Below are 27,000 nucleotides of genomic sequence, written 5' to 3'. Positions count from 1 at the left end.
GGGACAACGCAGCCATTCATGTCACCAAAACCAGACAGATGATGCTGCTGACGATCAAGATACATCCCAGAATTTCGATCTTGTTGATGACTTCTTTGAATATGAAAACGCTCGATGCAAAGCTGAATAACATCTCAATTTGCGCGACAACCTTAACTAAGGCGGCCTGTTGTAAGGTAAACGCCGCGAACCAACCGAATGTCGCTGTAGCACCGACAAAACCAACCATCAGACCGGGCTTCCACGCGCGACGAACGCGGACAAGTTCAGAAGGATCTCGGAGGATCATATAGATCAGCATGACGGTTGTTTGGAATGAAATGCCGATCAAGAGTGTCGTGGATGCCTGAACAAGAAAGAAATCCGAGCCGACGCTGCGCGCCGCCGTTTGAAATCCAACAGCGGCAAGCCCAAACAGCGTGCCCGCACCAAGCCCAATCAGAGCCGTACGGCTGAACAAAGAGGTTACAAGCGTCTGAAGGGTGATCTTGGTTTGCGCGACCGAGATCAAAATGACCCCGACAACCGCGATCCCGATGGCAAAAATCGCACCAATGCTGAACTCAGCTCCAAACAAGACAAAGGCAAAAATGGCCGTCTGCATAGGCTCTGTGCGCGAATACGCCGTGCCCACAGCAAAACTACGCAATGAAAAGAGGTAGACCAAAAGGAATGTCGCCATGATTTGCGCCAATGCGCCGATGACCACCCAAAAGAAGAACCCTAGCGAGAGGGTTGGCGTATTATAGCCCAGCCCCCAAATGAGGATTGCGCAATAGAGCGCCGCAAACGGAACCCCAAAGCCAAACCTGACAAAGGTCGCCCCGGTTGTGCCCATGACGCCGGTGAGGTGCTTTTGCAGGGTTGAACGCAGGTTTTGCAAAAACGCCGCTGCAATCGTGATCGGTATCCAAAGTTCCATGAGGCCTGCGTTCTGCTGTGTTGAGGTGTTGGACCATGCTGTTGTGCAAGGCGTAACGGGTAATGTCGCGGCCGTGGGGAACCGCTACTTATATTTTGTCTTATTGCACTGCTGTCGCAGCAGTGACCACATCGGTTTGAGCAGATCCAGTATTAAGTCGTGACCATGGTTGCCGGCGAACCTCATCGGACTGGCTAGATTCCATTGGCATTACGATCGTCCTCACTTTTGCCAGTACAGCCCTAGGTTCATGCAGATCGCACCGCCCCTGAAACCCGGCGCAAAGTGAATATTCAGCCAAAGAAGGCAAAATCAACTTGGAGAATGTCCTTTCGAGGACTTGATAGGAGCGCAAAGCCAAGGCAAGGTGCGCCAAAACGCGTTCCGCCATTGGGATGTGAAACAAGCCTGTAGATGCATCCCTGCAAGCAAGGTTCTTTGGAGAGACGCTATGAACGGTCACTTTCGCACCAGATCTTTGGTTGCCACGTTCCTTTTGCTTGTTTTGGTCGGATGCTCCCGGGCACCGCAGATTATCGGGATCACCAACGAAGAGATCCCGATTGGTACCGTGGCTAACCTCACAAAGCACCGTATGTTTATCATGTCGACGCGTGGCTCTTCTGAGGTTACCGGCGCATTTTACTCATCGGTCAGGGCACCGGAACTTGGCCTTGCATCGGTAGATGCGACGGTCCCACCGACCCACGTAACCGGGATGTTAGAACGGCCCGATCGGCTTCCGCCTGATCCGCGCACTGAGTTCACGGTCGTTAACCCCATTGTTTATGCAACGGACACCTCTTTTGTTAACCAAATTAACCGTGAGCTTGCCAAGCGTCCGGCGGGTGACCGAGAGCTGCTGATTTTCATCCACGGCTTTAACAACACAGCAAGCGATGCGGTGCTGAGGCTTTCACAATTCGTAGAAGACACTGGTTTCAAAGGTGTGCCTGTGCTGTTCACTTGGGCTTCGGCGGCAAAAGGAAGCCGTTATGTCTACGATCTCAACAGTGCACTTGTCGCGCGCCCACAACTCCAGAAAATGGGTGAAATTTTGGCCAACACACGGGCTGAAAGCGTCGACATATTCGCGCATTCCATGGGTACCTTTCTGACGATGGAAGGTCTCGTGAGCCAGCGAGATACCGCAAAATTTGACGAAGGTTCGCGAATTAACCATATCATCCTCGCGTCCCCGGACATTGACATTGATGTGTTCGAAACACAGATGGCTGTCTTGCCTCATGCGATTACAGAAAAGATGTTCCTTCTGATTTCCAAGGATGACGCAGCGCTTCGGTTGTCTCGTCGCATTGCAGGGGGCGTTCCGCGCGTCGGAGCCGCTGATGGACAGCAGCTTGAAGAACGTTTCGGGGTCACCGTCATCGATCTTGGGCAGGTTGAGGATTCCAACTCAGGCAGTCACTCGAAGTTTGCAGGATCCCCAGAAGTCGTCCAACTGATCGGTGCCGGGCTAAGTTCAAATAGCAATTTTGGCACAACTGGCAGAAGCTCAACTTTCGAAGATCTGCTGGCAAGAACGCCAATTAGAATTCTAAGATAAAAATCTGAGGAATTAGTCTGGCGTCAGCTCATCGGCAAAGCACCTTGGGACCAAACGAAGATCACCAGATGGGTCATCCGAAACACAATTGGGCAGAAAATTAGGCCCTTGGCCCAATAAGAGTAACCAGCCAAGGGTCTTCTTTGGAGTCGGCGATTGTCGAATTGTTTCGCGGCCATATACGCCTCTGATCTCAATCAATCAAAATTCGACAACAACGAAGCGCCACGAAGTATTTCAGGATGAACCGCTGCGAGGTTCTTGTTGAATGGTGCGGGTCGGTCGCACGCAAAAACGTGAGATCGTTCGCCTTTTTTTAGGATTTAGTCGCGACCAGACATAGGAGTTAACTCAACTCTAATCCAGCGTTCATAGTTACTCCCTGCCGAAGTTGGGGACGATTGATGTAGAGCATTGATTGCTACTGCGCATGATGTGCCGAGGCGGAGTGGGACTGAATTGATTTGTTGGCGGGCTGGCTCCGACGAACGAGCCGGACAAAAACCATCACATGGGTGACGATCAACAGCGGAACTAAGAAAGTCGGGATGTACCAGGCGGCACCAAAGTGCGGCACGGCCTCAACTTGGCGCAGCGCATTCAGCAGATCGACTGAGCCAACGATGCTGAAGATCCAAACAAGACCAATGGCTGGCCCCCAGTTTCTATGCAGTGCGACCAGAGCCAATATGGCAAGAAGACCGCTGGCAAAGTCACCGTAGCCTGCCGCAATTGCAAACGAACTTGGCATCGCATCGCTGACGACCGCGGGGGTCAAAAAAGTTAAGCCAATGTGACGAAACGCGTGTGGAAGGATCAATATCGCCAATGCGACCTGCAGTGTTTTTTCAGATAGCCAAGGCGTTACATACCATCTGGCGATGAGCGCAAAGACAATCACGCTCAGGATGAATTGAATGCCAAAGATTTCGACGGTTTCCATTGTAAAAGCTCCTAATGGACAGAATTTGGTAGATGTTCAGACAAGATTTGTGACGTCTTCTTGGCCGCCACCTTGGCTGTAAGGCAGATAAAACTCGATCAAACGTGCCTCGTATGTCTCATACTCAGGCATGGTTCTAAGCAACGCGGGATGGGTTTTCATAGCCGCCCACCACGTCGCATAGCGTGTCCATTCTTGACCTGATGTGGGTAAGACGAAGTCTTTGTAATGCCCCAAGATAAGTTCGATCCGCAGTGCGAATGGGGCGAATGCAAAATCAACGACGTTTGGGGTATGCCCCGCAAAATATGGCCCTTCCGAAGGCATGGCCTTCGCAAGTTTTTGCAAACTGTCCAACATCTGCTCTCTGGCGTGATCAGCCTCGGCACTGCCGCGATCTGCCTTCAGAAAACGATAGAAATATGGAATAATCTCTGTCTTCTGAAGATCTAGCCAGTAACGGGCATCTGCACGGCGCGATGCGCCATTTTCGCCTAATTCAACGCCCTCATTCTGGAGATCATCCAGAAACTCCATGGACCGAAGTGAATCTGGAACACGAAGCGGTTTCCCTTTGTCTTCTGTAATTTCAAGGACCGGAACCTGGCCCGTCCCGCGTGAAATATCCATCCATTCCGGCGATTTATGATACGGGTCCGTTTCACGGTAATTGTACGGAATTTCCAGGTGTTCCAACGTCGCCCATGTCCGTTGAGCAAAGGGGCAATACCAAGCTGAATATAAGGTGAGATGCTCTGACATTTTCGATCTCCTCGCTTTGCAAACATTGAGGTTAGGGCGAATTGAACGCCAACGGTCTTACTAACTTCATTGAGGTGTCTGGGCCGGTCTGAGCCGGCCCAAACGATAAGCAGAGGTGGTTTATGGCTTAGTATTGCGGTCCAAAAATTCATTCATCCGGCCTGCGATCTCATCGCCATATTCCTCAAGCGCGAAGTGGCCCGTATCGAGAAGATGAAACTCCAAATTCTCAAGATCCCGTTTGTAAGGATGAGCGCCGTCAGCTGGGAAAATGTGGTCGTTCTTGCCCCACATCAGCAGCGCCGGTGTTTGATGCTCACGGAACAAGGCTTGCCATTTGGTGTATTCGGCAACGTTTGCGCCGTAGTCCAAAAACATCTCAAGCTGCACTTCTTGGTTACCGGGACGGTCGAGCAAGTACTGAACATGCCAGAAGTTATCAGGGCTGATTGCTTCGGGCTTTTGGGTGCCGTGGGTAAACTGCCACTTGGTCGCATCCATCTCTAGAAACCCGCGCAGCTGGTCGCCATTTTCAGCAGAAGGATCGGCCCAATACGCTTTGAGCGGGTCCCAGAATTCCTTCAACCCTTCCTCGTAAGCGTTGCCGTTCTGGATGATAAATCCAGACACTCTTTCTGGGTGTTCTGCAAACATCCGGAACCCAACAGGTGCGCCGTAATCCATAAGATAAACCGCGTAGTCATCAACGTTCTTTTGATCCAGCAACTGGGTGATGACCTCAGCAGTGTTTGCAAATGAGTATTCGTAATCGGCCGCATCAGGCATGTCTGATGCGCCGTAGCCGGGATAATCAGGGGCGATGACGTGATAGTTTTCCGCCAATTCGGGGATCAGGTTGCGAAACATATGCGACGAGGTGGGAAAGCCGTGCAGCAGTAAAACGGTCGGGTTTGCGGGATCCCCTGCCTCGCGGTAGGCGATGTTTAGGCCATCAATCTGTGCCGAATTGAACCGAACGTTGTTGTCATTGGGTTCAGCGGCAAAACTGGTCGTCGCCATCGGGGCAAAGAGCAACGCAGCGGCGATGACGGCGGAAGAAGCGGTGTTTAAAAATGAGGTTTTCATCGGTTAGTCCTTTCAGGGGTTATGTGTCCAGGTTGGTTAAGCAGCACCTTTCAGTGCGGCATTCTCAGTGGTGAGTTGTGCGATCTGAGTGTGGAGTGCGCTTAGTTCTGGCTCCAATTCTTCGAGCGTGAAACGGCGCGGTATATGGCGGGGGCAATTCCAGTCGATGGCCAAAACCTTGATCACAACGATCTGTTCGATCACCTCTTTGCCGGTGTGGAGTGCCGCGGCGAGTTCAGGTTCTGACGCGGGATCAACGAGCTGCGCCTCTCCCCAAAGCTTGAGACGACGCTGGTTCGGATAATCCACGGCGATCAAAGATATGCGACCCGTATGCTTTAGATTACCGGCGCTGATGTATTGACGGTTTCCGCGCAAATCCGCGTAGGCGATAGTGTTGGCATCAAGCGTTTTGACAAAGCCCGGTGTGCCGCCGCGAAATTGAACATAAGGCCAGCCGGTCTCGGAAACGCTGGCTTGAAAGAAACCATCACGCTCGCCTAGAAACTCTGCTTCGTCCGGGCCAATTTGGTCGCCGCCCCATCGGTCGTCAGACAGGAATTTTGCATATGTATTGGCGGAGCCGAATTTGGCCTGCTCGGCCTGAACCGATGGTGTGAATGCGATTTTTGCAAATGCGAGGGGCATGGGTTTTCTCCTGTTTGCGGATCAGAGGTTTAGGTCTGTGAGGTTGGGGTGATCATCAGGGCGAGGGCCCAGTGGCCAGTGAAACAGCCGATCTTTCGACGCGATCTTCAGGTCATTGATGCTGGCATGGCGGTGACTCATCCGGCCGTCTGGCGCGAACTGCCAATTCTCGTTGCCATAGGAGCGTGTCCAAACCCCTTCAACATCTTGCCATTCATATGCAAAGCGCACGGCGATCCGGTTGCCCGTAACGGCCCATAATTCTTTGATCAGGCGGTAGTTGAATTCGCGTTCCCATTTGCGGGTTAAAAGCGCGTGGATCTGAGCATGGCCGGTCACGAACTCAGCGCGATTTCGCCATGCGCTGTCATCGGAATAGGCAGGAACAACCACATCAGGATTGCGCGTGTTCCATGCGTTTTCGGCCAAGCGGACCTTTTGTGCCGCGGTGTTTGTGTCGAACGGCGGGAAGGGTGGGCGTTCCATCCTGTGGGTATCCTCGGGTTTCAAATTTATCATGTACCGATCTGTACATCTTGTGTTTCTATAAGTGTACCGATCGGTAACTAAAGTCAACACTCAGATTAGAAAAGCCCAGCCTTTGGATCCTGAGAATCTCCTACACCGCTGATTTAAATGGATACATAATTCATTGATTAGGAAGTGGCTTCGCGTCTATTATGTACAGATCGGTAAATTAAGAGAGAATTCCATGCGCCCAAACAAACGCGACGAACTGGTGCGAAAGGCGTTGGAGGTCTTTTATGCGAACGGATTTCACGCCACCGGCATGGACAAACTGGTTGCTGAAACCGGGATATCGAAGACCTCGATGTACAAACATTTTCGCACCAAGGAAGACATCATTCTAGCAACGCTTGAATTGCGCGATGAGAACTTCCGTCATTGGTTATACCGACGGGTTGAAGCTTTGGCAGACACCCCAAAAGGTCAGTTGCTCGCGATATACGACGCTTTGGAGGAATGGTTTGCGCGCCCTGAGTTCCGCGGATGTATGTTCATCAAGGCCAGCGCCGAGTTCCAAGAATTGGATCACCCCATTCATGTGCAATCCGCTGAGCACAAACGCCTTCTGACCGAGCATTTTATCATCGCGGCCAAAGCGGCCGGACTTTCTGAACCAGAAGATTTGACGCGACAATTGATGATACTCAAAGAAGGCGCGATCATCATGGCCGTCATGGGCCACAGCGAAAACCCGGCGATGGATGCAAAGGCCGCGGCGCAAGCTTTGATTGATGCCCACGGTGGGTAAAGCGCGGTAGCTGTGGGTCCTAGGGCGCTAGATCCATCCGCGCCCCTTCATATTCCAAAAACCGACAGTGAAGCTTGCGAAATTGCACAATCTCGTCTGAAGCCATTGCACGTGGCGGCTAAACTTGGCTCTATCACCGGTGATCATATCGGGGGTTAATATGAAGTCGCGCACGAAGGTTGTAGTTATTGGCGGAGGTATCGCCGGGTGTTCAACGCTCTATCATCTCACCCAAGAAGGGTGGAGCGATGTGGTTTTGATTGAGCGCAACGAATTGACCAGCGGCACGACATGGCATTCTGCGGCTCAGGTCACAAATTTTGGCATGAACCAGACGATGGTTGGCCTGAAAACGCACTCGATCAACCTTTATAAGGAACTGGCTGAAGATCCCGATTATCCGATCAACTATCACCATGGGGATGGCGGCATACGCTTGGCGAATTCTGAAACGCATATGGACGGATATCGCCATTTTGTCTCTATGGCACGTGGGATGGATGTTAATTTTGAGGTTATTGATGCGGAGGAATGCGCGCGGCGCCATCCGCTTATCTCGACGGATAACCTTATGGGTGGTCTGTGGGATCCTCTAGACGGTGATATCGACCCTGCACAGTTGTGTCAGGCTCTGGCGCGCCGGGCCAGAAAAGCGGGTGCCGAAGTGTACCGCCATACGCCCGTAACCGCATTGACCCAGCACAAAGATGACACGTGGACAGTGCACACAGGGCAGGGCGACATCGATTGTGACGTCGTCGTAAACGCGGGCGGATACCGGGTGAACGAGGTAGGCGCGATGATGGGGGTTCACCACCCCGTGGCCTCCATGGAGCATCAATACTTCCTGACCGAAGATATCCCGGCCATCAAGGAAGCAGGCTACCGCATGCCGCTGCTGCGCTGCCCTATCAGCGACTACTATTGCCGCCAGGAAAAGAACGGTTTGCTGGTCGGATTCTATGAACAGAACTGCAAGACATGGGGCATGGACGGGATTGACCCCAATTTTGTCAACGCACTGTGTCCTGATGATTTGGACCGTGTCACCGATGTGCTGGAGGGAGCGTTTGAGCGTATGCCGGCGTTGATGGAAACTGGCATCCATACGGTGGTGAATGGTCCGATCACGTACACCATTGATGGGGCACCCTTGGTTGGGCCAATCCCCGGCAAACGAAATGCGTTTTGCATCATTGGCTTGCGCGCAGGCCTTGGTGAAGGGGGCGGCCATGGCTGGCTGCTGGCCCAACAGATTGTCCATGGCGAGGCATGCTTTGACACATGGTGCATAGATCCACGGCGGTTCACGGGACATGCCAATGTGGAACTGACAGGTCTTAAGGCAGTGGAGGATTACCAAAACGAGTTTCGCTTTCACCTCCCGCATGAACATCGCCCAGCAGGGCGCAATGCCAAGACCACGGCTCTGACGCCGGTCATGGCCCAAGAAGGCGCGGAATTTAGCGTAGTAAACGGCTGGGAACGGGTTGATTACATCAAGCCAACACCCGATTTTCACGAAACCCACAGCTTTCGCTTTAACGAAGTTTTTGACGTTGTCGCCAAGGAGGTGGCAAATGTGCAAAACGCCGTTGGGCTGGCTGAAATCAATGGTTTCAACCGGTTCGAGATCACAGGCGCCGACCGTCATGCGTTCCTTGATCGGATGTTCTGCGGCACGGTCACAAAGCGCGCAGGCCGGGTTGGTCTTGGGTATCTGCTGAACCACCAAGGCATGATTAAAGCTGAGGCTACGGTTGCAAACATCCCCGCCAGTGACCGAGGACCTGACCGGGCTTGGTACGGCTCGGCCGCCGCCAGCGAGTTTCACGATATGGACTGGTTGCAGGCCCATCTTGGCGCTGATGAGGACGTGCAGATCCGCTCACTCACAAATGACCAGACCATACTTGTCGTGGCCGGACCCCGTGCGCGCGACGTTCTGTCCTCCTGCGCCCGAGGCGATTGGTCAAAGGAAGCCTTTCCTTGGCTCTCGGTGCGGGAGTGCTTTATTGGCCATGCTCCTGCGACTGTTTTGGGCGTAAGTTTTTCTGGTGAATTAGCATATGAAATTCACCTGCCCAATGCGTCACTTTATGCAGGCTATCTAGCGCTGCGCGAGGCGGGAGAGGCATTTGGCATGACGCTATTTGGGGCGCGCGCTGTTGAATCGATGCGGATGGAGAAAGGTTTTCTGCACTGGAAGGCCGATCTGATTACCGAATTCGACCCATTCGAGACTGGGCTTGAACGCTTTGTCAAACTTGAGAAACCTGACTTTATTGGTAAGGACGCATTGTTAAAACGCCACGCCGAGGGTCGTCACAAGAAACTCGTAACAGTTCAGGTGGCTGCCACCCATGCTCCCGCCCATGGCGGCGCGTCGTTGATGAAAGGCGGGCAGGTGGTCGGCACAGTGACATCTGGGGACTGGGGCCACCGCGTTGGTATGAATCTAGCCTATGCTTATGTCGATCCTGCATTGTCAGAGGCCGGGACGGTCCTACAGCTTGACCTATGCGGAGACCCCACCGAGGTAACCGTTATCGCAAGCTCTCCCTATGACCCCGATTACATTTGGATGCGGGGATAGGTACACACTGCGGCCCGTAGGCCAGCAAGTGAGCGGTTTCGTTACGCAACTGCAGGCAAGCCTTTCTAAGAAAATGTCGATCAGACTGATCGCCGTATCAGCATTACTACGAAGACCCTAAGGCTCGCTCAATACAAATGCCGCGCGCGTATAAACTTGACCGGCGCTCCGATCAGCCATCCAGATCTCAGTTCAAACGAGCTCAACTCTTGGTGGCCACTTCTGTGGTTGCCCCCTCTGTAAACGGTATCAATATCAGTGGTCTGGGCAATATCGAAATCGACATATTCTAAGCGCACAAAGTAGTTGCCAAAAAAGCGGTGCAGCAGGGTTCGCGAGGGCAAAAAGGTGCGACTATCTGTTGCACCGTATGGTTGTTTGGGCTCGGGGTTTCGACCCTAACTTAGCTGATTTTCCCAATTGAACTTTTGCTCCTATTTTGTTTGGCGCAGACAGCTTGTTGAATACTGTATAACCCACATTCGAATACTGCTCACGCTTGTTATAGTTCCGAATTAATGCCGTAGTGGACCAGACCGAAGAATATTTGACTTGAATGGTTACACCCACTTATCGCCGGACGGACACTATCTGCAAATGTCGTGTGTTCGGGCGCAGTCCGCTGTCTCTGGGCTGAGATGCGTCCTATTGAATTGGATGCTATCCGGTCGTTATTCATACGGTCACAGCAAGCACCAACACCGTTTGGGAAATTCCGTCTGCTCTGCTACGTTTTGACCAATGTCAGAATAGAAGGCTCACAATGTCAAAAGTCGAAGATACAGTCGCGCGCCACTATACACACGGGACGCTCAGCGAAATTGTTCGGGGCGGGCTTGAAAAGCTAGGCGCGGAAACGGACACAAACCCCATCGATCTGCTTGCGGCTGTGGACGAATTTCATATGGGTGGGCGCCCCGCCACAAAGGCATTGGCGCAGGCCCTGCAATTTGAACCGGGCTCAACCGTCCTAGACATTGGATGTGGTTTGGGCGGTACAGCGCGCTTTCTGGCCACGACGTATCAATGCCAGGCTGTAGGGATTGATTTGACGCCAGAATACATCTCCGTCGGGGAGGAATTGAACGAAGACCTTGGTTTAACAGATCAAATCAGCCTTCACGTGGCCAGCGCTCTAGATCTACCGCTCGCAGATGCCCAGTTTGATCGGGCCTGCATGTTGCATGTTGGTATGAACATTCAAGACAAACAAAAGCTGATGCAAGAGGCCGCGCGTGTCATTCGCCCGGGTGGTTATTTCGGGGTTTATGACGTGATGCGGACGGGCGATGCCCCGATCATCTACCCGGTCGCATGGGCCGAAGACGAGGGTACATCGTTTGTTTCATCCATTACTGACTATAGACAAACACTGGAGGCCGCAGGGTTTGAGATAATGGATGTGATCGACAAGCGCGACGTGGCAATCAGCTTTTTTGAGGCGATTATGGCGCGGCTGGCACAAGGCGGGCCGCCACCGCTTGGTCTTCATATTGTCATGGGAAATAACGCGAAGATCAAAGTGAAGAACATGTTTACAAACGTTCAGAATGGCACCGTTTCGCCCGTGCAGATTATCGCCAAACGAACCTAGGTTCACGCGCATCGGTGGGCAAAACAGGTGGCGCTGCTGGGGTTACCAAAAGGGCATGCCAAGGGAATAGACCTTTGCAATGGAAGAGGTATTTCGTTCACGTATGCGCGACATGCGGGCTCTAAGGCCCCTGAGCGGTTGCCAATTTCCCAGCAGCATTAGAGGATATGCCCAATTAACCAAGCTAAGGCGGCGCAACAGGGCAGGATTGTAGAGACGTGCTAGGTTTACTAATCGTTTGCGCAGTCACAATGGCGTTTTGCATGCTTGGCAAACGACTTGCATCAACAATTGTCACAGCGCCTATGGTGTTTTTGTCCCTCGGATTGCTGATGTCCGTCACCGGCTTGGTCGATCATGAAAACGCTGAATCTGTATTGCACCCGGTCGCTGAAATAGCACTTGTGATACTGCTCTTTTTGGACGCTGCGCAGACCGATTTGCGCGCATTAAGGCTCCGGCGAACGTGGCCCGCCCGCATGCTGGGTTTTGGCCTTCCACTAGCGATCGTCCTTGGCACACTCGCGGGCTTTGTGTTCTTGACTGATTGGCCGTTTGTAGCTGTCATTTTAATGGCGGCAATCATGGCCCCAACTGATGCCGCGCTAGGGCAAGCGGTTGTGTCCAACCCTGAAGTTCCGATCCGCCCGCGTCGCGCGCTTGTGGTTGAAAGTGGGTTGAACGACGGTCTGGCCCTTCCGGTTATCTTATTCCTAGCGAGCCTTACTTTGGGGGAAATGACCCAGACAAACGGTGCTTGGCTGGTGTTTGTGGCCAAGCAGTTGATCCTTGGCCCCTTGGTCGGGGTCGCAATTGGCTGGATTGGCGGTCAGGTCATGATCTACGCCAAGGACCACGAGCTGACCTCTGAAACCTTTGAGGGGATCGGGGCACTTGCTTTGGCCGGCGCATCATATCTTTTGGCGACCCAGATTGACGGTAACGGCTTTATCGCAGCCTTTGTTGCGGGGCTGGTTTTTGGGGGAATTGCCCAAAGCCGCTGCAAATTCATCTACGAGTTTGTCGAAGGAGAAGGACAGATACTCGCGTGGTCCGCCTTTTTGCTTCTTGGCGCAGCGCTTGTGCCACAAGCGATGATGCATCTTACATGGTCAATGTTTGGCTTGATCATGGTCAGCTTGCTGATTGTGCGTCCGCTCGCGATTTGGCTGTCATTGCTCGGCACCGACACAGCCCCTTTGACCCGACTTTTCTTTGGCTGGTTTGGCCCAAGAGGGCTCGCCACGGCGCTATTTGCCTTGCTGGTCGTCGAGATCATTCCGCATGAACTAGGCGAGCAAGTTCTTCATATTGCTGTGAACACAGTTTGGATCAGCGCAGTCTTACATGGTATTTCGGCGGCACCTGGGGCACGGTGGTACGGTCGAAAGATTGCTGTCATGGGGGAGTGCCCTGAAACGCAGCCAATAGATGACCGAAAGAGACATGCCGCGGCGAATAGCTAAAGACATTGAAACTCGGTTAAATAGTCAGTGGGGACGACCATGAACAAAACGGCCATTTTTAAACTTAGTGCACTTGCTGACCGCGATCCTGAATATGCCATCGTGGGCGAGGTCGACTTGGTGGTTGTCCGTTTTGACGAGGAGGTATCGGTTTTCTACGGTCGCTGTTTACACCGCGGGGCGTTGATGTCGGATGGCCATGTGCGGGGCAACGATCTGATTTGCGGTGTGCACAACTGGGACTACCGGCTTGATAGTGGTGTGTCCGCCTATGCCAACGATGAGAAACTGCCAAAGTTTACATCTTGGCTGGACGGAGACGATGTGTGTGTCGACGCCGACGAGATTAACAGCTGGGGTTTCGACAACCCGCAGCCCTATAACCGCGACGCATATCTGGGCCTTTATGCTGATCCAAGTCACGGGACTGCCGAAGAACCTTACAACGGCATGATCCAAAACTACGCCAAAAACGGTCTATCCAAAACGGGGCATCACGGCATCGTCGATTCAATGGGTGTGTCTCGGGTCGAATTGCCAGATTGGGACGACATTCAACTGTTAACCGCACAGCTCGCCACGCCGCCGCTGTTGGATAACGCTGAAGTTGGCACTGAAATCATCATTGGGCCAAATGCAAAGAAACCCCTGCGGCTAGAGATCCCATTATTTGTGTCGGACATGAGTTTTGGGGCGCTGTCTGAATCTGCCAAGGTGGCGCTTGCCCGTGGCGCAGAACTGGCCGGGACAGGTATCTGCTCTGGTGAAGGTGGCATGCTGCCAGAGGAGCAATCCGAGAACTCCCGTTACTTCTACGAATTGGCCTCGGGTCGGTTCGGCTTTAGCTGGGACAAGCTCGACAAGGTTCAAGCGTTCCATTTCAAGGGTGGCCAAGGTGCTAAAACAGGCACGGGCGGCCATTTGCCGGGCAACAAGGTAAAAGGTAAGATTGCAGGCGTTCGTGGTCTTGAAGAAGGCACGGCCGCCATTTCGCCATCGCGGTTTCCTGAATGGACAGAAGTGAGCCAGATCAAAGAGTTCGCGGATGAAGTTCGCACCCGTACAGGCGGTATTCCCATTGGATACAAGCTGTCAGCCCAGCACATCGAAAAGGATATTGATGCGGCTCTCGCGGTTGGCGTTGATTATGTCATTTTGGATGGGCGCGGGGGTGGCACAGGCGCCGCACCGATCATTTTCCGCGACAATATCTCGGTTCCGACAATTCCAGCTTTGGCCCGTGCTCGTAGGCATTTGGACAAACTGGGGCGCGATGACATCAGCCTTGTGATCACCGGTGGTTTGCGTAAACCCGCGGACTTCATCAAGGCCATGGCCCTTGGGGCGGACGCGATTGCGGTGTCAAATTCGGCCATGCAGGCGATTGGCTGTCTGGCGATGCGGGCCTGTCATACCAACAATTGCCCAGTTGGTATCGCAACTCAGAAACCCCATTTGGTCAATCGATTGATCGCAGAAAAATCAGCGCAACAGCTGGCAAATTTCTTTGGGGCTTCAGTAGAGTTGATGCAGGTCATGGCACGTGCTTGTGGCCATGATCATTTGTCCAAATTCAACCATGATGATCTGACGACGTGGAAAAAAGATATGGCTGATATCTCCGGCGTTACATTTGGTGGCGTGGCATGAACCAAGCCGAACTGATCGTGCTTGTTGTCAAGTTATGGGCCGGCGCGGGTGTGCTTGTTGCAATCCCCTTTCTAATTTTTGGCATGGACCGGTTGGACGAAGACGCGCGCGGTGCCTATGTCTTTCGGCCCTTGCTGGTCCCCGGGATTGTTTTGATCTGGCCGGCTGTTGTGTGGCGCTGGTACGTGCTTGGTTCAGGTAAAGACACCTGGCCGGTCAAATACCGCCCCCGCAGACACAACCATCAATGGTTCGCACTGGCGATGCCGATCGCGATTGTTGCAATCTTGGTCATGGGCCTGTCAGCCCGGCAAATTTGGCCCGTGGACATAGCACCAGTTCAGCTGTCTCCAGCGGCGGAGGTCAGCCAATGAGCGTTAAATATATCCCCGTCCAATGGAACCGTAACAAGTGGCTTTATGATGCGGTCATGCTTGCTGGTGTGATCGTGTTCTTGTGGCTATTTTTGTTCATCAGCCCTGAACTGCTGAGCCACGAGTTTCCCCTCAATCCGCAAATCCACAATGCGCGCGCCTTTGGGGCCTGTGCCTTTGTGATGTTGACCGTGATCCTTTGCATCGGCCCACTTGCCCGCATTGATCGCCGTTTCTTACCGTTGCTGTATAACCGCAGGCATTTTGGGGTGATGACACTCTTTGTGGCGATCACGCATGCCAGTTACATCATGAACTGGTATTTTGCTTTTTCCAGTTCTGACCGGTACGAAGCGCTCCTGTTTGCCAACACCAGTTATGGTCAATTGGCGGGCTTTCCGTTTGAATTCTTTGGTATTTTCTCACTTCTGTGCCTCGCCATTTTAGCCACAACCAGCCACGATTTCTGGATGAAGTTCCTGACCCCACCGGTTTGGAAGCACATCCACAGCCTGATCTATTTCGCTTATGTCTCTGTAGTTGCCCATGTCACGCTTGGGGTCCTGCAAGATCAGCAAAACCACACTTTTACAGTGATCTTCACCGGGGGTGCCTTGGCGGTTGCGGGCCTGCATGCCTATGCGGCCATCTATGAACGTCGCCATGGCGATAGGTTGGGCGTCGATGTGGACGGCTGGATCGATGTTTGCAGTGTGGCCGAAATGCGCGACGGCTTTGCCAAAATCAAGATTTTGGCAAATGGCGAACGTGTTGCTGTCTTTCGCCAAGCCGGAACACTCAGCGCGATCTCCAATGCCTGTGCCCATCAAAATGGGCCTTTGGGTGAGGGCAGGGTCCTTGACTGTCTTGTGACCTGCCCGTGGCATGGTTTTCAATATGATGTGACCAACGGCCGTTCACCGGCACCTTTCACTGAAATGGTCCCGACGTATAACATCCGGCTGAGTGGTGCTGTTGTGCAAGTACACCGGGACGCAAACCCACCGGGGACTTTCGTAGAACCCGTTAAAATCGAGGCCGCAGCATGAGCGATAAAAACACGCCATTTTTCGTGGGCTACCTTGCTGTGCCCGGAGGTTTGCGCCGGTTCTTGATGGTCGCGAGTGTCTTGGTCATTGCGATCTTTGCGGTAAGCGGCGCATTGATCGGCAGCACCCAAGACGCACCGCCTGCGTCTGGCTTCCGGTTCGATTATGGCCGTCAAACTGTCACGGGCGTGATTGAGCTCACCCCTTATCCGCTGCTGCGGGTTACGGAAGGCAATGACCTGATCAAACCGGGCAAAACCCTGATGCTGACAAGCGCCGGAAAATCTGGCGTTGATATGCGGGCAATGGGATTAGACGGAAAACTGGCAACTGTGTCTGGGGTCATCCTGCAACGCGGGACGATTGACATGATGCAACTGCGCGGCGGTGGCCGGGGCCTTAAGGCGGCTGAAGGCATAGCACCTGTAATGGAAACCGAGCAGTTGGGCCGTTGGAAAGTCGCGGGGGAAATCTGCGATGGAAAATGCCTGAATGGCGCCATGCGGCCAGGGCGCGGCTTGGCCCACAAAGCCTGCGCAAATCTGTGCCTGTTGGGAGATATCCCACCCGTGTTCGTTTCAACTCAGCCGATTGACGGGTCTGACTTCATGGTAATCACTGGCCCTGATGGCACACGCCTGCCGACCATGTCCTATGATTATGTAGGTCAATTTATCACGCTTGAGGGCGACCTGGAGCGTCGCGGCGATATCCTTGTTCTGCGGATGGATGATACAACATTGGAGCTGACAGACCAATGAAACGCATCCTACTTCTTGTACTCGTTTTTGTCGTCGGCATCGTCATGTTGTACCTGTCACGCTTTTGGTTTTTGGACCTCTGGCCGCGCAGCGGATTGTTTGGTTGGGAAGCGTTGCGCCCGGGCGGTGGCCTATTGGGTCGTTGGCTGCGCGGCACGCCATTTGCCCCGTTCGAGTTGTTGATTTGGGCGATCGGTATTTTCTTGATCCTGACCTACCTACAAAGATTCATCGACTTCATTTTGGCTAAAACCACTTCCCAGGAGGATGACGCAAATGACCACTGAGAACCTTGATTGGATTTCTGTCGGACAGATCGATGATCTGCCTGAGGGGCGCATCAAAACCGTTACTGCACGCACCACATCCATATGCCTTGTACATTTCGATGGCCAATGGGCTGCAATGAACAACCATTGCCCCCATCAAAAAGGGCCGCTTGGCGAAGGGTCGATTGAAAAGGGCACCGATGACAAGAGCTGGATCCGCTGCCCATGGCATGGCTGGGATTTTGACCCGCTGACAGGCAAACCCCCCGGTGGCCACGAAGATTCCGGCCAAGATATGTACCCGATCGACATCCGAGATGGCGAGATTTTCGTAGGCCTTGAAGCCGAGCCGCCTCATGAGCGCACCGTCACAGATGTGATGGTTGAAACGATGACCAATTGGGGTGTGCAGTCGGTGTTCGGCATGGTGGGACACTCCAACCTTGGTCTGTCCGATGCGATCCGCCGCGCGGTGATTGATAAAAAGCTGAAATACTACGGCATTCGGCACGAAGGCGTCGCAGCCTTTGCAGCCTCTGCTTATGGCAAGCTCACCGGCCGACCCGCGGCTTGTCTTACCATCGCAGGTCCCGGTGCGACCAATCTTTTGACAGGTATGTGGGACGCTAAAGTTGACCGCGCGCCTGTGCTGGCATTGACCGGCCAAGTGCAAACGCAGGTTTTTGGCCCTGGCGCTTTTCAAGACATCAATTTGGGGTCTGCCTTCCAAGCGGTAACGACATTCTCGCAAACGGTTCTGAATAGCTCCAACCATGCAGAGCTTATGTCGCTGGCCTGCAAGAATGCCATTGTTGAGCAAAACGTTGCCCATCTTATCTTTCCTGACGACGTTCAAACCGTCCCCTCAGCAAAACCTGCTGGGACACCAGCAGGCCGGATGGGCGGCACACGGGTAAGACCAGCCCAAGACGATATTGACGCCGCGGTCGCGCTGTTGAATGGGGCAAAACGCCCGATGATTGTCGTAGGTCACGGGGCCTATGCCGCCCGCGATCAGATTATCGCTTTGGCTGAAAAAATTGGTGCCCCGGTGGTGACCACCTTCAAAGCAAAGGGACTGGTTCCAGACAGTCATCCACTGGGCGCAGGGGTGCTTGGACGCTCCGGCACGCCCATTGCAAGTTGGTTCATGAATGAGGCCGATGTTCTAGTTGCCTTCGGCGCAAGCTTCTCGAACCACACCGGCATTGCGTTAAAAGAAAACATCATTCAGGTCGATTATGATCGGATGCAATTGGGCAAGTTCCACCCGGTCAAAGTCCCCGTCTGGGGTGAAATTGGCGCGTTCTGCGAAGCGGCGGCGGGCGCGATAACGCGCAACGCAGATGCGGTGGATCAACATGGCGAATTGGCAGAGCGCTGGCAGATTTGGCGCGATGAAAAACAACGGCGCCTGGCCGAGGAACATGGCAATGGCATCCATTCCTTTGCGATCTTTGAGGCCCTTGGGCGGCTCGCCCCAGATGACGCGATTTTTGCAGTGGACGTCGGTAACAACACCTATTCTTTCGGGCGCTACCTAGAGACCAAGGGGAACCAGCGGGTTTTGATGTCAGGGTATTTGGGGTCCATCGGCTACGGCTTCCCTGCAGGCATTGGCGCGTGGGCCGCAACGCAAGATATCCAAGCACTGCGCGGTCGCAAAGTCATCTCAATCTCTGGCGATGGTGGATTTGGTCAGTACCCGATGGATTTCACCACCGCGGTAAAATACGGCATGGATATAACGCATATCCTTTTGCACAACGGCGAGCTTGGAAAAATATCCAAAGAACAGCGCTCGGGCGAATGGCCAGTTTGGGAAACCAATCTGCATAATCCGTCTTTCGCAGCCTTTGCAAAAATTTGTGGTGGGCATGGGCAAAAGGTCACCAATACGCAGGACATAGACGACGCAATCGAAAAGGCGCTCGCGGTTAAAGGCCCTGCATTGGTAGAACTCATGACCGACGCCGAGTTGGTCTAACCGGTTTTGACACGGCAGTTACACGCGCCAGCAAAGGGCGCGTGTAACCTAACCTGCTCAATCGCTAAGTCCTTTGACGTGCAGCCATCGCATCAAGGTGTTCCGCAAAACCTTGAACGCTCATCCCCTCAGCAATTGCCCGCGCAAAGAGTGCTTGTTGCGTCTCTGGGGCAAGCCCACCCTTTGGCGGATCCCGATCTAGGTTGGTGGGAAAGGAATACCCCTCTGCAGCGGCAGCAATCGCAGCTGTCAGTTCAGATGCACTCAAGGTGGCGTCGGTCTGCGATTTTACCGCATGGGGATAGATCAGTTGGCACATTTTCCGGCGATCCACAGTTTCCATCGCACGACCAAAGGCAGAAGACACCTGCAGCAAGTTGACCATTCGGTGAATGTCGGGGCTCGTGTTGGCTCCTGCTGCGTGAAAGAGCGCCGGGCTGAAAAACACAGCGTCGCCTTTCGCTAAGGGCAGCTGAATATGGCGGTCCTCAAATAGCGCACGGAAATCTTCGCGTCGCCAAGCGGCATAGCCTGCTGCGTAGAGTTGTGAAAAGGGCAATAGCTTGGTCGGCCCACTTGTCAGCGGCACGTCGCAATGGGCAATGCCGCCTTGAAGCGTCAGGGCAGGTGACAGATCATGGACATGCGCAGGATAGTCAGCACTGACTGCGGCCGATTGGAACCCCAAGTGATAGTCCCGGTGGGCCTGTTGGGCAGCCCCGCCGGGGTGCACAAGATTGACTTGTGCAGTCATTTGGTAGTTCGGGCCAAGCCATGCCTCACACACCGCGGCGATGGAGGGATTTGCGAAGTACCGCAAAAACACATCCGGGTCTGCTTCGCATAGCTTTTCCAGGGAATTCCAAATGCGGTCATTGGCACCAGACGCCGCAAAATGGTCACTGCCACCACCGGTATCTTCTTTCTCAGCCTCGATGATTTTTTCATAAATCAAAGTTGCCTCGTCCAGCACATCGGTATCAGCGTAAGCCCCTCGAAGGACCAAAGCGCCTGCACCAGCTTTCAAGACATGCGCCCACTCCGCCATAATTACGCGACGTGCGACGGGGTCTTGGAGGGGTTCACGGAGCTTTGAGACATCGTAAATGGGAACGTTTTTCTGAATATCTGCTGCGTAAGGCACGCAGGATGCCTCGGTCTCTTGATCGATTAATGCCTTGAATACGTTGAGGTCACATGCCTCGGGGTCGAGATACCCGGCACATAGTTCATGTTGGTTGCTCATCAATCAGCTCCTTGGTTCTTTCATTAGGTTGGACCAAAGGCATCTTGATTGGATCGTAAAAATACATCAAGAACACATCAATGACGCATCGTTTCCCCCTAAAAGAAGTTGCCAGACAGGCTGGTCTGAGCACAGCAACCGTTGACCGAGCCATCAACAATCGCGCCCATGTCAGCCCGCAAACCAAAGCGAGGGTTGCCGCCGCGATTTCTGAGCTCGAAGGCCAAGAAGCGCAACTGGCCGCACGCGGGCGGCGCATGTTCTTTGACTTCGTGATCGAGGCTCCAGCCCGGTTTAGCCTTGAGGTGCGCCGTGCGGCTGAACAGGTCGTGCCCAAAATTGGCGTTGCGGTATGCCGACCACGCTTTGTTTTGCAAGAAATCATGAATGAAACGGACATGGTGAAAACACTGGCCCGCATTACCAAACGTGGCAGCCACGGCGTTTGCCTCAAGGCGCGTGACCTGCCTGCTGTGCGCCGCGCGGTTGATACATTAACCGCGTCAGGCATCCCCGTAATCACGCTGGCTACTGACCTTACGGCGACGGGGCGTATTGCCTATGTGGGGCTCGATAACCACAGCGCCGGTCGAACTGCGGCTTACCTGATCGCTAAAACCGTTGGCGATGTTCCCGGTACCGTCCTTACCTCAAGCAGCAACGAACTTTTTCTGGGGGAGGAAGAGCGGCAGGCAGCGTTTGCCCTCAGCCTAAAGCACCTGTGTCCGCAATTGCGCGTAGTGAATGTCAGCGGGGGCAGTGGCGTTCATTTTGAAACGTCGCGCTTGATGCAAAGTGCCGTTGCGGACCTTGGCCAATTGCGCGCGGTCTATTCCATGGGTGGCGGGAACCATACTATTATGGAAGTTCTGAGGTTGAATGGGCTGCACCCCGCGATCTTCGTGGCTCATGATCTTGACAAGGACAACCGGACCCTTATTGAGGCGGGATCCCTGAGTTTTGTGCTGCATCATGACCTTCGCATCGACTTGGAAAACGTCTTTCAAGTCTTCTTACATCACCACAAACTAGTCGCCGATCAGCCCTCTGCGACGATTTCAAACATTCAGGTTGTGACCCCGGAGAATGTCCCACCTCAAGCCCGCAGTTTGTAGGAATTAGGGTGCGTCTCTTAGTCTGACCGGTGTTGTGGCAATACGCTGAGCCCAGACTGAGCCATTGCGATGCTTAGCTCTTCACTCAGCACGTTCCACATTGCATGCAGGCCATCTTCGCCACCTGCAGCGATCGCATATTGCAAAATGCGCCCAAAGAACGCGAAATCAGCGCCCTGAGACATCACCTTGAGCACGTCTTCGCCAGAGCGCAGACCGCTGTCGAAAAACAATGGGAATTCGGGTCCAACCGTTTTTCGGATCTCGGGCAGCATAAGGGCAGGGGATGGCGCACTTTCAAGTTGCCGCGCACCGTGACTGGATACCTGAATGGCATCGACGCCCTTGTCCTTCAGCATTGCAGCATCTTGGGGGTCAAGCACACCCTTAACGACCAGCTTGCCGGGCCAAGCGGCACGCATCTGCTCAAGCGTGCTCCAATCGGCTCGCGCGCGGCTTTCTGTTCGGTCAAACGCGTAGCCGGGCATCTCAAAATTCGCCATCTGCGGTTTGCCGTGGAAAAGCGAGGTCAAAGACCAACGCGGATGCAAAGCAAAATCGATAAACTGCCGCGGGCCGATCCGAAATGGCATTTTGAAGCCATGGCGCAGCTCGCGCGGTCGGCGGCCAACTTCTGGAACATCGACCGTCAGAACAAGTGTCTCGTAGCCTGCGTGGCGTGCACGCTCGATCAGTTTGAAAGTACCAACACCATCGCCTGTGAAGTAGATCTGAAACCACGCATGGCCGTCAGCAACTTCAAGGATTTCTTCAAGCGGTGTCGAGGCGACGGTGGAGACGCCGTGGGGTATTTTATATTTTGCAGCCAGCCGCGCCAACATTAGATCAGCGCCGGGCGCAGACAGGTTACACATACCCATAGGTGCGATACCGAACGGTCGCTCGGCAGGGGCACCAAACAGCGTTGTCGCCATTGAACGTTGGCTCACATCGCGCAAAATGCGGGGCTGCAGGGTGATGGCATCCAATGCGGCACGGTTGCGCGCGGCACCGGTTTCAGCTCCTGCAGACCCGTCTATATAGTCAAACACCATCCATGGCAGGCGGCGGCGGGCAAGCCGCCGCGCGTCCTCAGCAGAATGGATGGCGCTGGCACTCACCCCGCGACGGAGGTCATGAACCGATCACGAATGACCACAGGATCCATGGTGATCACCGGCAGCTTGATATTGCCGCTGTCGCATTTACATACGATCACGGTCATCTTCTTGCCGTCGATGGCCGATTGCAGAACGGGGCCAAGGTCTTTGTCTTGAACCTCGATCACATTCTCGCAGCCACACGCCTTTGCAACTGCCGTCAGCGAGGTTTTCATGCCCGCATAGGTCGGTTGATCGCCGGTTGAGCCATAAGAGCCGTTATCGATGATCAACAGAACATAGTTGTCTGCCACGTTGTTGGCGATTGTAGGCAGCGTGCCAAGGTTGGTCAGGACAGATCCGTCGCCATCAATAGAGATGACGGTTTTGTCTTGTGCCAATGCCAGGCCCAGGCCGATGGAGGATGACAGACCCATGGTGCCCAACATGTAAAAGTTGGTGGGTTGGTCGTCGATCATATGCAGCTCTTGGCTTGGCAGACCGATGTTACAAACGACCAGGTGGTCACGGATGATTGGCGCGATGTCGCGCAGGATTTCTGAACGGATCATTGGTCTCCGTAGCCTCCCCAGAAGTTGGCATCGGTCAGGATCGCGACCGGCTTGTTGCACATGAAAGTGTATTTCAAGATGTTATCGAATTCCTCGACGTCTTTTTGCCAATGGAAATGGTACGTTGGGATGTTCAGCTGCGCCAAGAGAGCCTTGGTGTGAACCGCCATTTCAACCTGACAGGCCACAGGCTCGCGCAGCTCACCGCGATACGAAATCAGCATCGGCAACGGCATGCGGTAGAACTGGGTCAACGTCGCCAGCGTGTTGATCGTGACACCGATGGCGGTGTTTTGCATGATGATCATCGGGCGCTTGCCACCCATGAACGCACCAGCGCACAGGCCCATACCTTCGTTTTCGTTGTTGGATGGAATGTGGAAAATCTCTTTGCGCGCTTCGACTTCTTCGATGACGCCGGCCAGCTGTTTGCAGGGCACGGTTGTCACAAATGAGACGTCATTCGCAATCAGATCATCTGCGATCTTCTTGTCGATATTCATGGGAGTTGGGCCTTTCCGGAGGTGCTAGTTGTAAGATTAATCGATGCTGCGGCGCACATGCACCGCGCAAGAGGCGTGGCGCACAACGCGCGCCGCTGTAGAGCCGAGCAAGAAACGCCCGCGCCCTGGTTTGTGCGAACCGATCACGATGCAATCGACATCGTTGGCATCAGCATAATCGATGATGCCGCGCGCAGAGTGGCCCTTGATCAGAACGGCTGTCACATTCGCCGTGCCGTCAACCTTTGCCTGCAAATCTGCTTGGGCTTTGTCGTAACCCGCCTGCACGACGTCGGCATCCAAATAGGCGCTGACTGAACCCTGAGGGGTCTCATAGACGTGCAATCCGATGATTTCGCCGCCGTCTGCGCGCAACGCCTCGGCAATCGCCAGCGTTTCGGGCGAAATTCCGTGATCCAGAGCCATGGTAACAACGATTTTTTTATACATTGGTAGGGTCCTAATCTAAGGCCAAGGGGTCAGTATGATTTTTGGTTCAGAGACAGCGCCGCGCCGCAAATCCGCAAAAGCAGACCCGCCTTCGGAGAGGCTACGTGTCTGTGTCCAATTCAGCGGACCAAGCCGTCCGTCAAATATGGCCTGCGCCGTATCGCGGAAGTCTTGGGCTGTGTAGGTGTAGGTGCCGATAAACGTCACTTCTTGCAAGGTCATGCGCCGGATATCCAGACCGCCTGTATCCTCGCCCAAACCAACATGGGCCATGACCCCGCCGCTTTGCACGAGGGCGGAGGCAGTTGCCCGCGTGGCAGAGTAGCCAACCGCATCAATCACAATCGGGAACAGGCCTTCCGCCTCAGAGACGACCTGTTGGTCACAGGTGTCTTGCAAAAATGCCCGCCGCGCGGCGTTTGGTTCTACAATGGTGACGTCTTGTGTGCCCATTGCACGCAAGGCAAGAGCCGCGGCCAGACCGATAGCACCGCCGCCAATGACCAGCGCACGCGGCTCAACGCTTGGGTGCAGCGCTTGCAGGCCCAAGCGGACCGTATGCCAACTTACAGCAAGCGGTTCAGCAAGTGCGGCCTTGTCCAAAGACACTGCGGCTGGCACCTCAACAAGGTTTTGATCCGGCATCGTCACGAACTGGGCAAAAGCCCCCTCGCGCGGCTGCATCGATATAATCTGCCGCGTGGGGCATAGGTTTTCGCGCCCCGATGTGCACGCAGCGCATGTTCCGCAGGTCACCAGCGGGTTGACCGTGACGCGTGCCCCATCGCGCGGGCCACCAACGATAACACCAGCAGCCTCATGTCCAAGGATCAGCGGGGCAGGGCGACGCACATCATGGCCCAGATAGGCATGCATGTCCGACCCGCAAATTCCAACGGCTTCGACGCGGATAAGGTGCTCGCCGTCTCGGGGCTGTGGATCAGGGACATCGCGGAAACCAAGCGTTTCAACGCCGTCATAAACAAGAGCTTTCATTTCGCTGTGTACCCCCCATCAACCATCAAAACCTGACCTGTGACAAAGGACGAAGCATCTGAGCATAAAAAGACCAAGGGTCCGTCCATATCTTCAAGCCGTCCGTTGCGGCCGGCACAGGTCTGTTCGGCATTGCGCGCGGCGCGGTCAGGGTCAGAAAATACCGCCTGTGTCAGTTCGGTCGGGAAAAACCCAGGGCCGATGGCGTTGGCTGTAATCCCATCAGCCGACCAGCTTTCGGCCATTGCGCGTGTTAATTGCGCGATCCCGGCCTTGGTTGCTCCGTATGCGATGCCGCCAGGAAACGCCCGAGTTGTCTGCAGGGACGCAAAATTTACGATCCGTCCCCAGCCTTTGGCGCGCATTGCAGGGACCAAAGCCTGTGTCAGGAAAAACGGTGCCGACAGGTTGAGCGCAATGGTCTGGTCCCAGCCGTTTTCTGTGACATCATCCGCAGCCTCGCGGGTGTTGATACCCGCGGCATGGACGATGATGTCAGGGGCACCAAACGGGGCGGTGACCGCATCGCGCAGGGCAGGGATGCCTGATCTGTCCGCGACGTCAGCGGCGACAACAGCGCAGGCGTCGCCAATCTCATCGCGCAATTCTTGCAATGCATCTGCACGGCGCGCAACGCCAACAACTTGAGCACCCGCCGCGGCCAAAGCAACGGCCGCGCGGCGGCCAAGGCCAGAACTGGCCCCGGTTACACACGCAACGCGCCCTGTCAGATCAAAGAGTGACGCCGCATTAGCCATTGGCGGACAAGTCAAAGTTTTCACCGGGGAAGTATTTTGCCAAACGCACATCCGCAGCGCGCGCGTGACCTTCCATTCCTTCTAGACGTGAAATACGTGCCGTTGCTTCAGCTACCGACTTGGAGCCATCGCGGGTGGAACGCTGCCACGTCACGATCTTCATGTACTTATGCACACTCAGGCCACCGGTATAGCTGGCGGCGCCAGATGTTGGCAGCACGTGATTGGTACCAGACGCTTTGTCGCCGTAAGATACGGTGGTTTCTTCACCCAAGAACAGTGAGCCGTAGCAAGTCAAACGCTCCAACCACCAATCCAAATCACCGGCCTGAACTGTCAAATGCTCTGGTGCATATTCATCTGAGCAAGCGGCCATGTCTTCACGATCTTTGCACAAGATAACTTCGGCATAATCGCGCCACGCGGCGAAGGCGTTTTCACGGTTCACATCCGGCAGATCGTCGATCAAACCCGGTACTATTTCCATCACCTTTTCCGCCAGCGCACGGTCGTCTGTGACCAGCCAAACAGGAGAGTTATAGCCATGCTCAGCCTGCGAAACCAAATCCGTTGCCACAATATGCGCGTCTGCATTCTTGTCGGCGAGGATCAAGCTGTCAGTTGGACCCGCAATCATGTCGATGCCAACGCGGCCAAACAAGATCCGCTTGGCTTCGGCCACAAATTGATTACCCGGACCAACAAGGATGTTCGCCTTTGGCAGTCCAAAGAGGCCAAATGTCATCGCAGCAACGCCCTGAACACCGCCCAAAGCCATGATCTTGTCTGCGCCAGAGATATGCGCCGCATAAACAATCGCCGGGTTCACACCAACATCGGGACGCGGCGGAGAACATGCCGTGATATGATGGCATCCAGCAACCTTAGCCGTGGTTACCGTCATGATCGCCGAGGCAATGTGACTGTAGCGCCCACCGGGCACATAGCAGCCCGCCGCATCCACGGGGATCGCTTTTTGGCCAGCGATCATACCGGGCACGATCTCAATCTCGACATCTGACACAGTGGCTTTTTGTGCTTCGGCAAAGCGCTGTACGTTACCTTGGGCGAACTGAATGTCCTGCTTGAGCTTTTCGGGAACCAAAGCGCAAGCGGCTTCAATTTCCTCGGGCGTCAGCATTACATTGCCTTCGTAACGGTCAAACTTCTTTGCATATTCCAGCGCCTTGGCGTCACCCCCAGCTTCGATATCGGCCAGGATCTTTTTGACCGTCTCATGGGTTTCGGATGCATCTGACTCAGCAGTCAGCGTTGCGTTTTTTAGATACTCACGTGTCATTAGTCGGGAT

The 27,000-nt window shown here is 54.2% G+C and carries 26 protein-coding genes; 12 read left to right on the top strand and 14 right to left on the bottom strand.

From position 1 onward, the window contains the following. Positions 1 to 16: 16 nt before the first annotated feature. On the bottom strand, positions 17 to 922 hold the full coding sequence (locus C1J03_RS12065) for a DMT family transporter (RefSeq protein ID WP_114886812.1): 906 nt from the start codon (positions 920 to 922) through the stop codon (positions 17 to 19). A 451-nt stretch (positions 923 to 1,373) separates the two neighbouring features. On the opposite strand from C1J03_RS12065, the gene C1J03_RS12055 reads away from it, so the two are divergent. Beyond that, complete coding sequence (locus C1J03_RS12055; protein ID WP_114886808.1) at positions 1,374 to 2,489, top strand: alpha/beta hydrolase; 1,116 nt, start codon at positions 1,374 to 1,376, stop codon at positions 2,487 to 2,489. A gap of 421 nt (positions 2,490 to 2,910) precedes the next feature. Here the strand turns inward: C1J03_RS12055 and C1J03_RS12050 are convergent, their stop codons facing one another. The 5 genes from C1J03_RS12050 to C1J03_RS12030 form a co-directional block, all read right to left on the bottom strand. Then, positions 2,911 to 3,432, bottom strand: a complete 522-nt coding sequence (locus tag C1J03_RS12050) for a hypothetical protein (protein WP_114886805.1) — start codon at positions 3,430 to 3,432, stop codon at positions 2,911 to 2,913. A gap of 36 nt (positions 3,433 to 3,468) precedes the next feature. Next, positions 3,469 to 4,194: a glutathione S-transferase family protein gene (locus C1J03_RS12045; RefSeq protein WP_114886803.1), complete on the bottom strand. Its 726-nt coding sequence runs from the start codon at positions 4,192 to 4,194 to the stop codon at positions 3,469 to 3,471. 120 nt (positions 4,195 to 4,314) lie between these two features. Further along, on the bottom strand, positions 4,315 to 5,280 hold the full coding sequence (locus tag C1J03_RS12040; RefSeq protein WP_114886801.1) for an alpha/beta fold hydrolase: 966 nt from the start codon (positions 5,278 to 5,280) through the stop codon (positions 4,315 to 4,317). Between the two features lie 36 nt (positions 5,281 to 5,316). Beyond that, positions 5,317 to 5,928: a pyridoxamine 5'-phosphate oxidase family protein gene (locus tag C1J03_RS12035; protein WP_114886799.1), complete on the bottom strand. Its 612-nt coding sequence runs from the start codon at positions 5,926 to 5,928 to the stop codon at positions 5,317 to 5,319. Between the two features lie 21 nt (positions 5,929 to 5,949). After that, positions 5,950 to 6,414, bottom strand: a complete 465-nt coding sequence (locus C1J03_RS12030) for a nuclear transport factor 2 family protein (protein ID WP_114886797.1) — start codon at positions 6,412 to 6,414, stop codon at positions 5,950 to 5,952. A 226-nt stretch (positions 6,415 to 6,640) separates the two neighbouring features. On the opposite strand from C1J03_RS12030, the gene C1J03_RS12025 reads away from it, so the two are divergent. From C1J03_RS12025 to C1J03_RS11980, 10 genes are all read left to right on the top strand, one after another. Continuing rightward, on the top strand, positions 6,641 to 7,204 hold the full coding sequence (locus C1J03_RS12025; RefSeq protein ID WP_114886795.1) for a TetR/AcrR family transcriptional regulator: 564 nt from the start codon (positions 6,641 to 6,643) through the stop codon (positions 7,202 to 7,204). Positions 7,205 to 7,364: 160 nt separating this feature from the next. Beyond that, entirely contained in the window at positions 7,365 to 9,800 is a 2,436-nt protein-coding gene (locus tag C1J03_RS12020; protein ID WP_114886793.1) for an FAD-dependent oxidoreductase, read from the top strand. A gap of 763 nt (positions 9,801 to 10,563) precedes the next feature. Then, a complete protein-coding gene (locus C1J03_RS12015) occupies positions 10,564 to 11,394 on the top strand; it encodes a class I SAM-dependent methyltransferase (RefSeq protein WP_114886791.1) in 831 nt (276 codons plus the stop codon). Between the two features lie 263 nt (positions 11,395 to 11,657). Beyond that, positions 11,658 to 12,860 carry a cation:proton antiporter domain-containing protein gene (locus tag C1J03_RS12010; protein ID WP_216825851.1) on the top strand — a complete coding sequence of 401 codons (1,203 nt, stop codon included), beginning with the start codon at positions 11,658 to 11,660 and terminating at the stop codon, positions 12,858 to 12,860. A 39-nt stretch (positions 12,861 to 12,899) separates the two neighbouring features. Continuing rightward, the gene (locus tag C1J03_RS12005) at positions 12,900 to 14,510 is read left to right on the top strand and encodes a glutamate synthase-related protein (protein ID WP_114886787.1); all 1,611 of its coding nucleotides are present in this window, start codon (positions 12,900 to 12,902) and stop codon (positions 14,508 to 14,510) included. Continuing rightward, a complete protein-coding gene (locus tag C1J03_RS12000) occupies positions 14,507 to 14,884 on the top strand; it encodes a hypothetical protein (RefSeq protein WP_114886785.1) in 378 nt (125 codons plus the stop codon). Before C1J03_RS12005 ends, C1J03_RS12000 begins: the two co-directional genes overlap by 4 nt. Further along, complete coding sequence (locus C1J03_RS11995; protein WP_114886783.1) at positions 14,881 to 15,933, top strand: Rieske 2Fe-2S domain-containing protein; 1,053 nt, start codon at positions 14,881 to 14,883, stop codon at positions 15,931 to 15,933. Before C1J03_RS12000 ends, C1J03_RS11995 begins: the two co-directional genes overlap by 4 nt. Continuing rightward, a complete protein-coding gene (locus tag C1J03_RS11990; RefSeq protein WP_114886781.1) occupies positions 15,930 to 16,694 on the top strand; it encodes a hypothetical protein in 765 nt (254 codons plus the stop codon). The genes C1J03_RS11995 and C1J03_RS11990 overlap by 4 nt, the downstream gene beginning before the upstream one ends. Beyond that, the gene (locus C1J03_RS11985) at positions 16,691 to 16,981 is read left to right on the top strand and encodes a hypothetical protein (protein ID WP_114886778.1); all 291 of its coding nucleotides are present in this window, start codon (positions 16,691 to 16,693) and stop codon (positions 16,979 to 16,981) included. The genes C1J03_RS11990 and C1J03_RS11985 overlap by 4 nt, the downstream gene beginning before the upstream one ends. Continuing rightward, on the top strand, positions 16,971 to 18,950 hold the full coding sequence (locus tag C1J03_RS11980; protein ID WP_114886776.1) for a thiamine pyrophosphate-binding protein: 1,980 nt from the start codon (positions 16,971 to 16,973) through the stop codon (positions 18,948 to 18,950). Before C1J03_RS11985 ends, C1J03_RS11980 begins: the two co-directional genes overlap by 11 nt. A gap of 64 nt (positions 18,951 to 19,014) precedes the next feature. Here the strand turns inward: C1J03_RS11980 and C1J03_RS11975 are convergent, their stop codons facing one another. Beyond that, positions 19,015 to 20,196 carry a phytanoyl-CoA dioxygenase family protein gene (locus C1J03_RS11975; protein WP_114886774.1) on the bottom strand — a complete coding sequence of 394 codons (1,182 nt, stop codon included), beginning with the start codon at positions 20,194 to 20,196 and terminating at the stop codon, positions 19,015 to 19,017. 80 nt (positions 20,197 to 20,276) lie between these two features. Here C1J03_RS11975 and C1J03_RS11970 point away from each other — a divergent pair, with 80 nt between their 5' ends. Beyond that, positions 20,277 to 21,311: a LacI family DNA-binding transcriptional regulator gene (locus tag C1J03_RS11970; RefSeq protein ID WP_114886773.1), complete on the top strand. Its 1,035-nt coding sequence runs from the start codon at positions 20,277 to 20,279 to the stop codon at positions 21,309 to 21,311. 17 nt (positions 21,312 to 21,328) lie between these two features. Here C1J03_RS11970 and C1J03_RS11965 read toward each other — a convergent pair whose 3' ends face one another. Genes C1J03_RS11965 through hisD form a run of 7 tightly spaced genes read right to left on the bottom strand, consistent with a single transcriptional unit; the run spans position 21,329 to position 26,990 of the window. Further along, the gene (locus C1J03_RS11965; protein WP_114886772.1) at positions 21,329 to 22,432 is read right to left on the bottom strand and encodes an alpha-hydroxy acid oxidase; all 1,104 of its coding nucleotides are present in this window, start codon (positions 22,430 to 22,432) and stop codon (positions 21,329 to 21,331) included. Then, complete coding sequence (comE, locus tag C1J03_RS11960; protein WP_114886770.1) at positions 22,429 to 22,983, bottom strand: sulfopyruvate decarboxylase subunit beta; 555 nt, start codon at positions 22,981 to 22,983, stop codon at positions 22,429 to 22,431. The genes C1J03_RS11965 and comE overlap by 4 nt, the downstream gene beginning before the upstream one ends. Next, on the bottom strand, positions 22,980 to 23,486 hold the full coding sequence (locus C1J03_RS11955) for a thiamine pyrophosphate-binding protein (RefSeq protein WP_114886768.1): 507 nt from the start codon (positions 23,484 to 23,486) through the stop codon (positions 22,980 to 22,982). The genes comE and C1J03_RS11955 overlap by 4 nt, the downstream gene beginning before the upstream one ends. A 36-nt stretch (positions 23,487 to 23,522) precedes the next feature. Continuing rightward, positions 23,523 to 23,936: a universal stress protein gene (locus tag C1J03_RS11950; protein WP_114886766.1), complete on the bottom strand. Its 414-nt coding sequence runs from the start codon at positions 23,934 to 23,936 to the stop codon at positions 23,523 to 23,525. Between the two features lie 15 nt (positions 23,937 to 23,951). Next, the gene (locus tag C1J03_RS11945) at positions 23,952 to 24,932 is read right to left on the bottom strand and encodes an alcohol dehydrogenase catalytic domain-containing protein (protein ID WP_114886764.1); all 981 of its coding nucleotides are present in this window, start codon (positions 24,930 to 24,932) and stop codon (positions 23,952 to 23,954) included. Continuing rightward, positions 24,929 to 25,690 carry an SDR family oxidoreductase gene (locus C1J03_RS11940; protein ID WP_114886762.1) on the bottom strand — a complete coding sequence of 254 codons (762 nt, stop codon included), beginning with the start codon at positions 25,688 to 25,690 and terminating at the stop codon, positions 24,929 to 24,931. The genes C1J03_RS11945 and C1J03_RS11940 overlap by 4 nt, the downstream gene beginning before the upstream one ends. Further along, positions 25,683 to 26,990, bottom strand: coding sequence for a histidinol dehydrogenase (hisD, locus tag C1J03_RS11935; RefSeq protein ID WP_114886760.1), 1,308 nt, complete (start codon positions 26,988 to 26,990; stop codon positions 25,683 to 25,685). The genes C1J03_RS11940 and hisD overlap by 8 nt, the downstream gene beginning before the upstream one ends. Positions 26,991 to 27,000 lie beyond the last annotated feature (10 nt).

Source organism: Sulfitobacter sp. SK012 (assembly GCF_003352085.1).
Lineage (GTDB): Bacteria > Pseudomonadota > Alphaproteobacteria > Rhodobacterales > Rhodobacteraceae > Sulfitobacter.
The sequence above is the reverse complement of the archived record's forward strand: the minus strand, read 5'-3'. Positions and strand labels throughout refer to the sequence as shown.

Excerpts from the sequence above, each read along its gene's own strand:
- C1J03_RS12065 (WP_114886812.1), bottom strand. The coding sequence starts at position 922 with ATGGAACTTTGGATACCGATCACGATTGCAGCGGCGTTTTTGCAAAAC.
- C1J03_RS12055 (WP_114886808.1), top strand. The coding sequence starts at position 1,374 with ATGAACGGTCACTTTCGCACCAGATCTTTGGTTGCCACGTTCCTTTTG.
- C1J03_RS12050 (WP_114886805.1), bottom strand. The coding sequence starts at position 3,432 with ATGGAAACCGTCGAAATCTTTGGCATTCAATTCATCCTGAGCGTGATT.
- C1J03_RS12045 (WP_114886803.1), bottom strand. The coding sequence starts at position 4,194 with ATGTCAGAGCATCTCACCTTATATTCAGCTTGGTATTGCCCCTTTGCT.
- C1J03_RS12040 (WP_114886801.1), bottom strand. The coding sequence starts at position 5,280 with ATGAAAACCTCATTTTTAAACACCGCTTCTTCCGCCGTCATCGCCGCT.
- C1J03_RS12035 (WP_114886799.1), bottom strand. The coding sequence starts at position 5,928 with ATGCCCCTCGCATTTGCAAAAATCGCATTCACACCATCGGTTCAGGCC.
- C1J03_RS12030 (WP_114886797.1), bottom strand. The coding sequence starts at position 6,414 with ATGGAACGCCCACCCTTCCCGCCGTTCGACACAAACACCGCGGCACAA.
- C1J03_RS12025 (WP_114886795.1), top strand. The coding sequence starts at position 6,641 with ATGCGCCCAAACAAACGCGACGAACTGGTGCGAAAGGCGTTGGAGGTC.
- C1J03_RS12020 (WP_114886793.1), top strand. The coding sequence starts at position 7,365 with ATGAAGTCGCGCACGAAGGTTGTAGTTATTGGCGGAGGTATCGCCGGG.
- C1J03_RS12015 (WP_114886791.1), top strand. The coding sequence starts at position 10,564 with ATGTCAAAAGTCGAAGATACAGTCGCGCGCCACTATACACACGGGACG.
- C1J03_RS12010 (WP_216825851.1), top strand. The coding sequence starts at position 11,658 with ATGCTTGGCAAACGACTTGCATCAACAATTGTCACAGCGCCTATGGTG.
- C1J03_RS12005 (WP_114886787.1), top strand. The coding sequence starts at position 12,900 with ATGAACAAAACGGCCATTTTTAAACTTAGTGCACTTGCTGACCGCGAT.
- C1J03_RS12000 (WP_114886785.1), top strand. The coding sequence starts at position 14,507 with ATGAACCAAGCCGAACTGATCGTGCTTGTTGTCAAGTTATGGGCCGGC.
- C1J03_RS11995 (WP_114886783.1), top strand. The coding sequence starts at position 14,881 with ATGAGCGTTAAATATATCCCCGTCCAATGGAACCGTAACAAGTGGCTT.
- C1J03_RS11990 (WP_114886781.1), top strand. The coding sequence starts at position 15,930 with ATGAGCGATAAAAACACGCCATTTTTCGTGGGCTACCTTGCTGTGCCC.
- C1J03_RS11985 (WP_114886778.1), top strand. The coding sequence starts at position 16,691 with ATGAAACGCATCCTACTTCTTGTACTCGTTTTTGTCGTCGGCATCGTC.
- C1J03_RS11980 (WP_114886776.1), top strand. The coding sequence starts at position 16,971 with ATGACCACTGAGAACCTTGATTGGATTTCTGTCGGACAGATCGATGAT.
- C1J03_RS11975 (WP_114886774.1), bottom strand. The coding sequence starts at position 20,196 with ATGAGCAACCAACATGAACTATGTGCCGGGTATCTCGACCCCGAGGCA.
- C1J03_RS11970 (WP_114886773.1), top strand. The coding sequence starts at position 20,277 with ATGACGCATCGTTTCCCCCTAAAAGAAGTTGCCAGACAGGCTGGTCTG.
- comE (WP_114886770.1), bottom strand. The coding sequence starts at position 22,983 with ATGATCCGTTCAGAAATCCTGCGCGACATCGCGCCAATCATCCGTGAC.
- C1J03_RS11955 (WP_114886768.1), bottom strand. The coding sequence starts at position 23,486 with ATGAATATCGACAAGAAGATCGCAGATGATCTGATTGCGAATGACGTC.
- C1J03_RS11950 (WP_114886766.1), bottom strand. The coding sequence starts at position 23,936 with ATGTATAAAAAAATCGTTGTTACCATGGCTCTGGATCACGGAATTTCG.
- C1J03_RS11945 (WP_114886764.1), bottom strand. The coding sequence starts at position 24,932 with ATGAAAGCTCTTGTTTATGACGGCGTTGAAACGCTTGGTTTCCGCGAT.
- C1J03_RS11940 (WP_114886762.1), bottom strand. The coding sequence starts at position 25,690 with ATGGCTAATGCGGCGTCACTCTTTGATCTGACAGGGCGCGTTGCGTGT.
- hisD (WP_114886760.1), bottom strand. The coding sequence starts at position 26,990 with ATGACACGTGAGTATCTAAAAAACGCAACGCTGACTGCTGAGTCAGAT.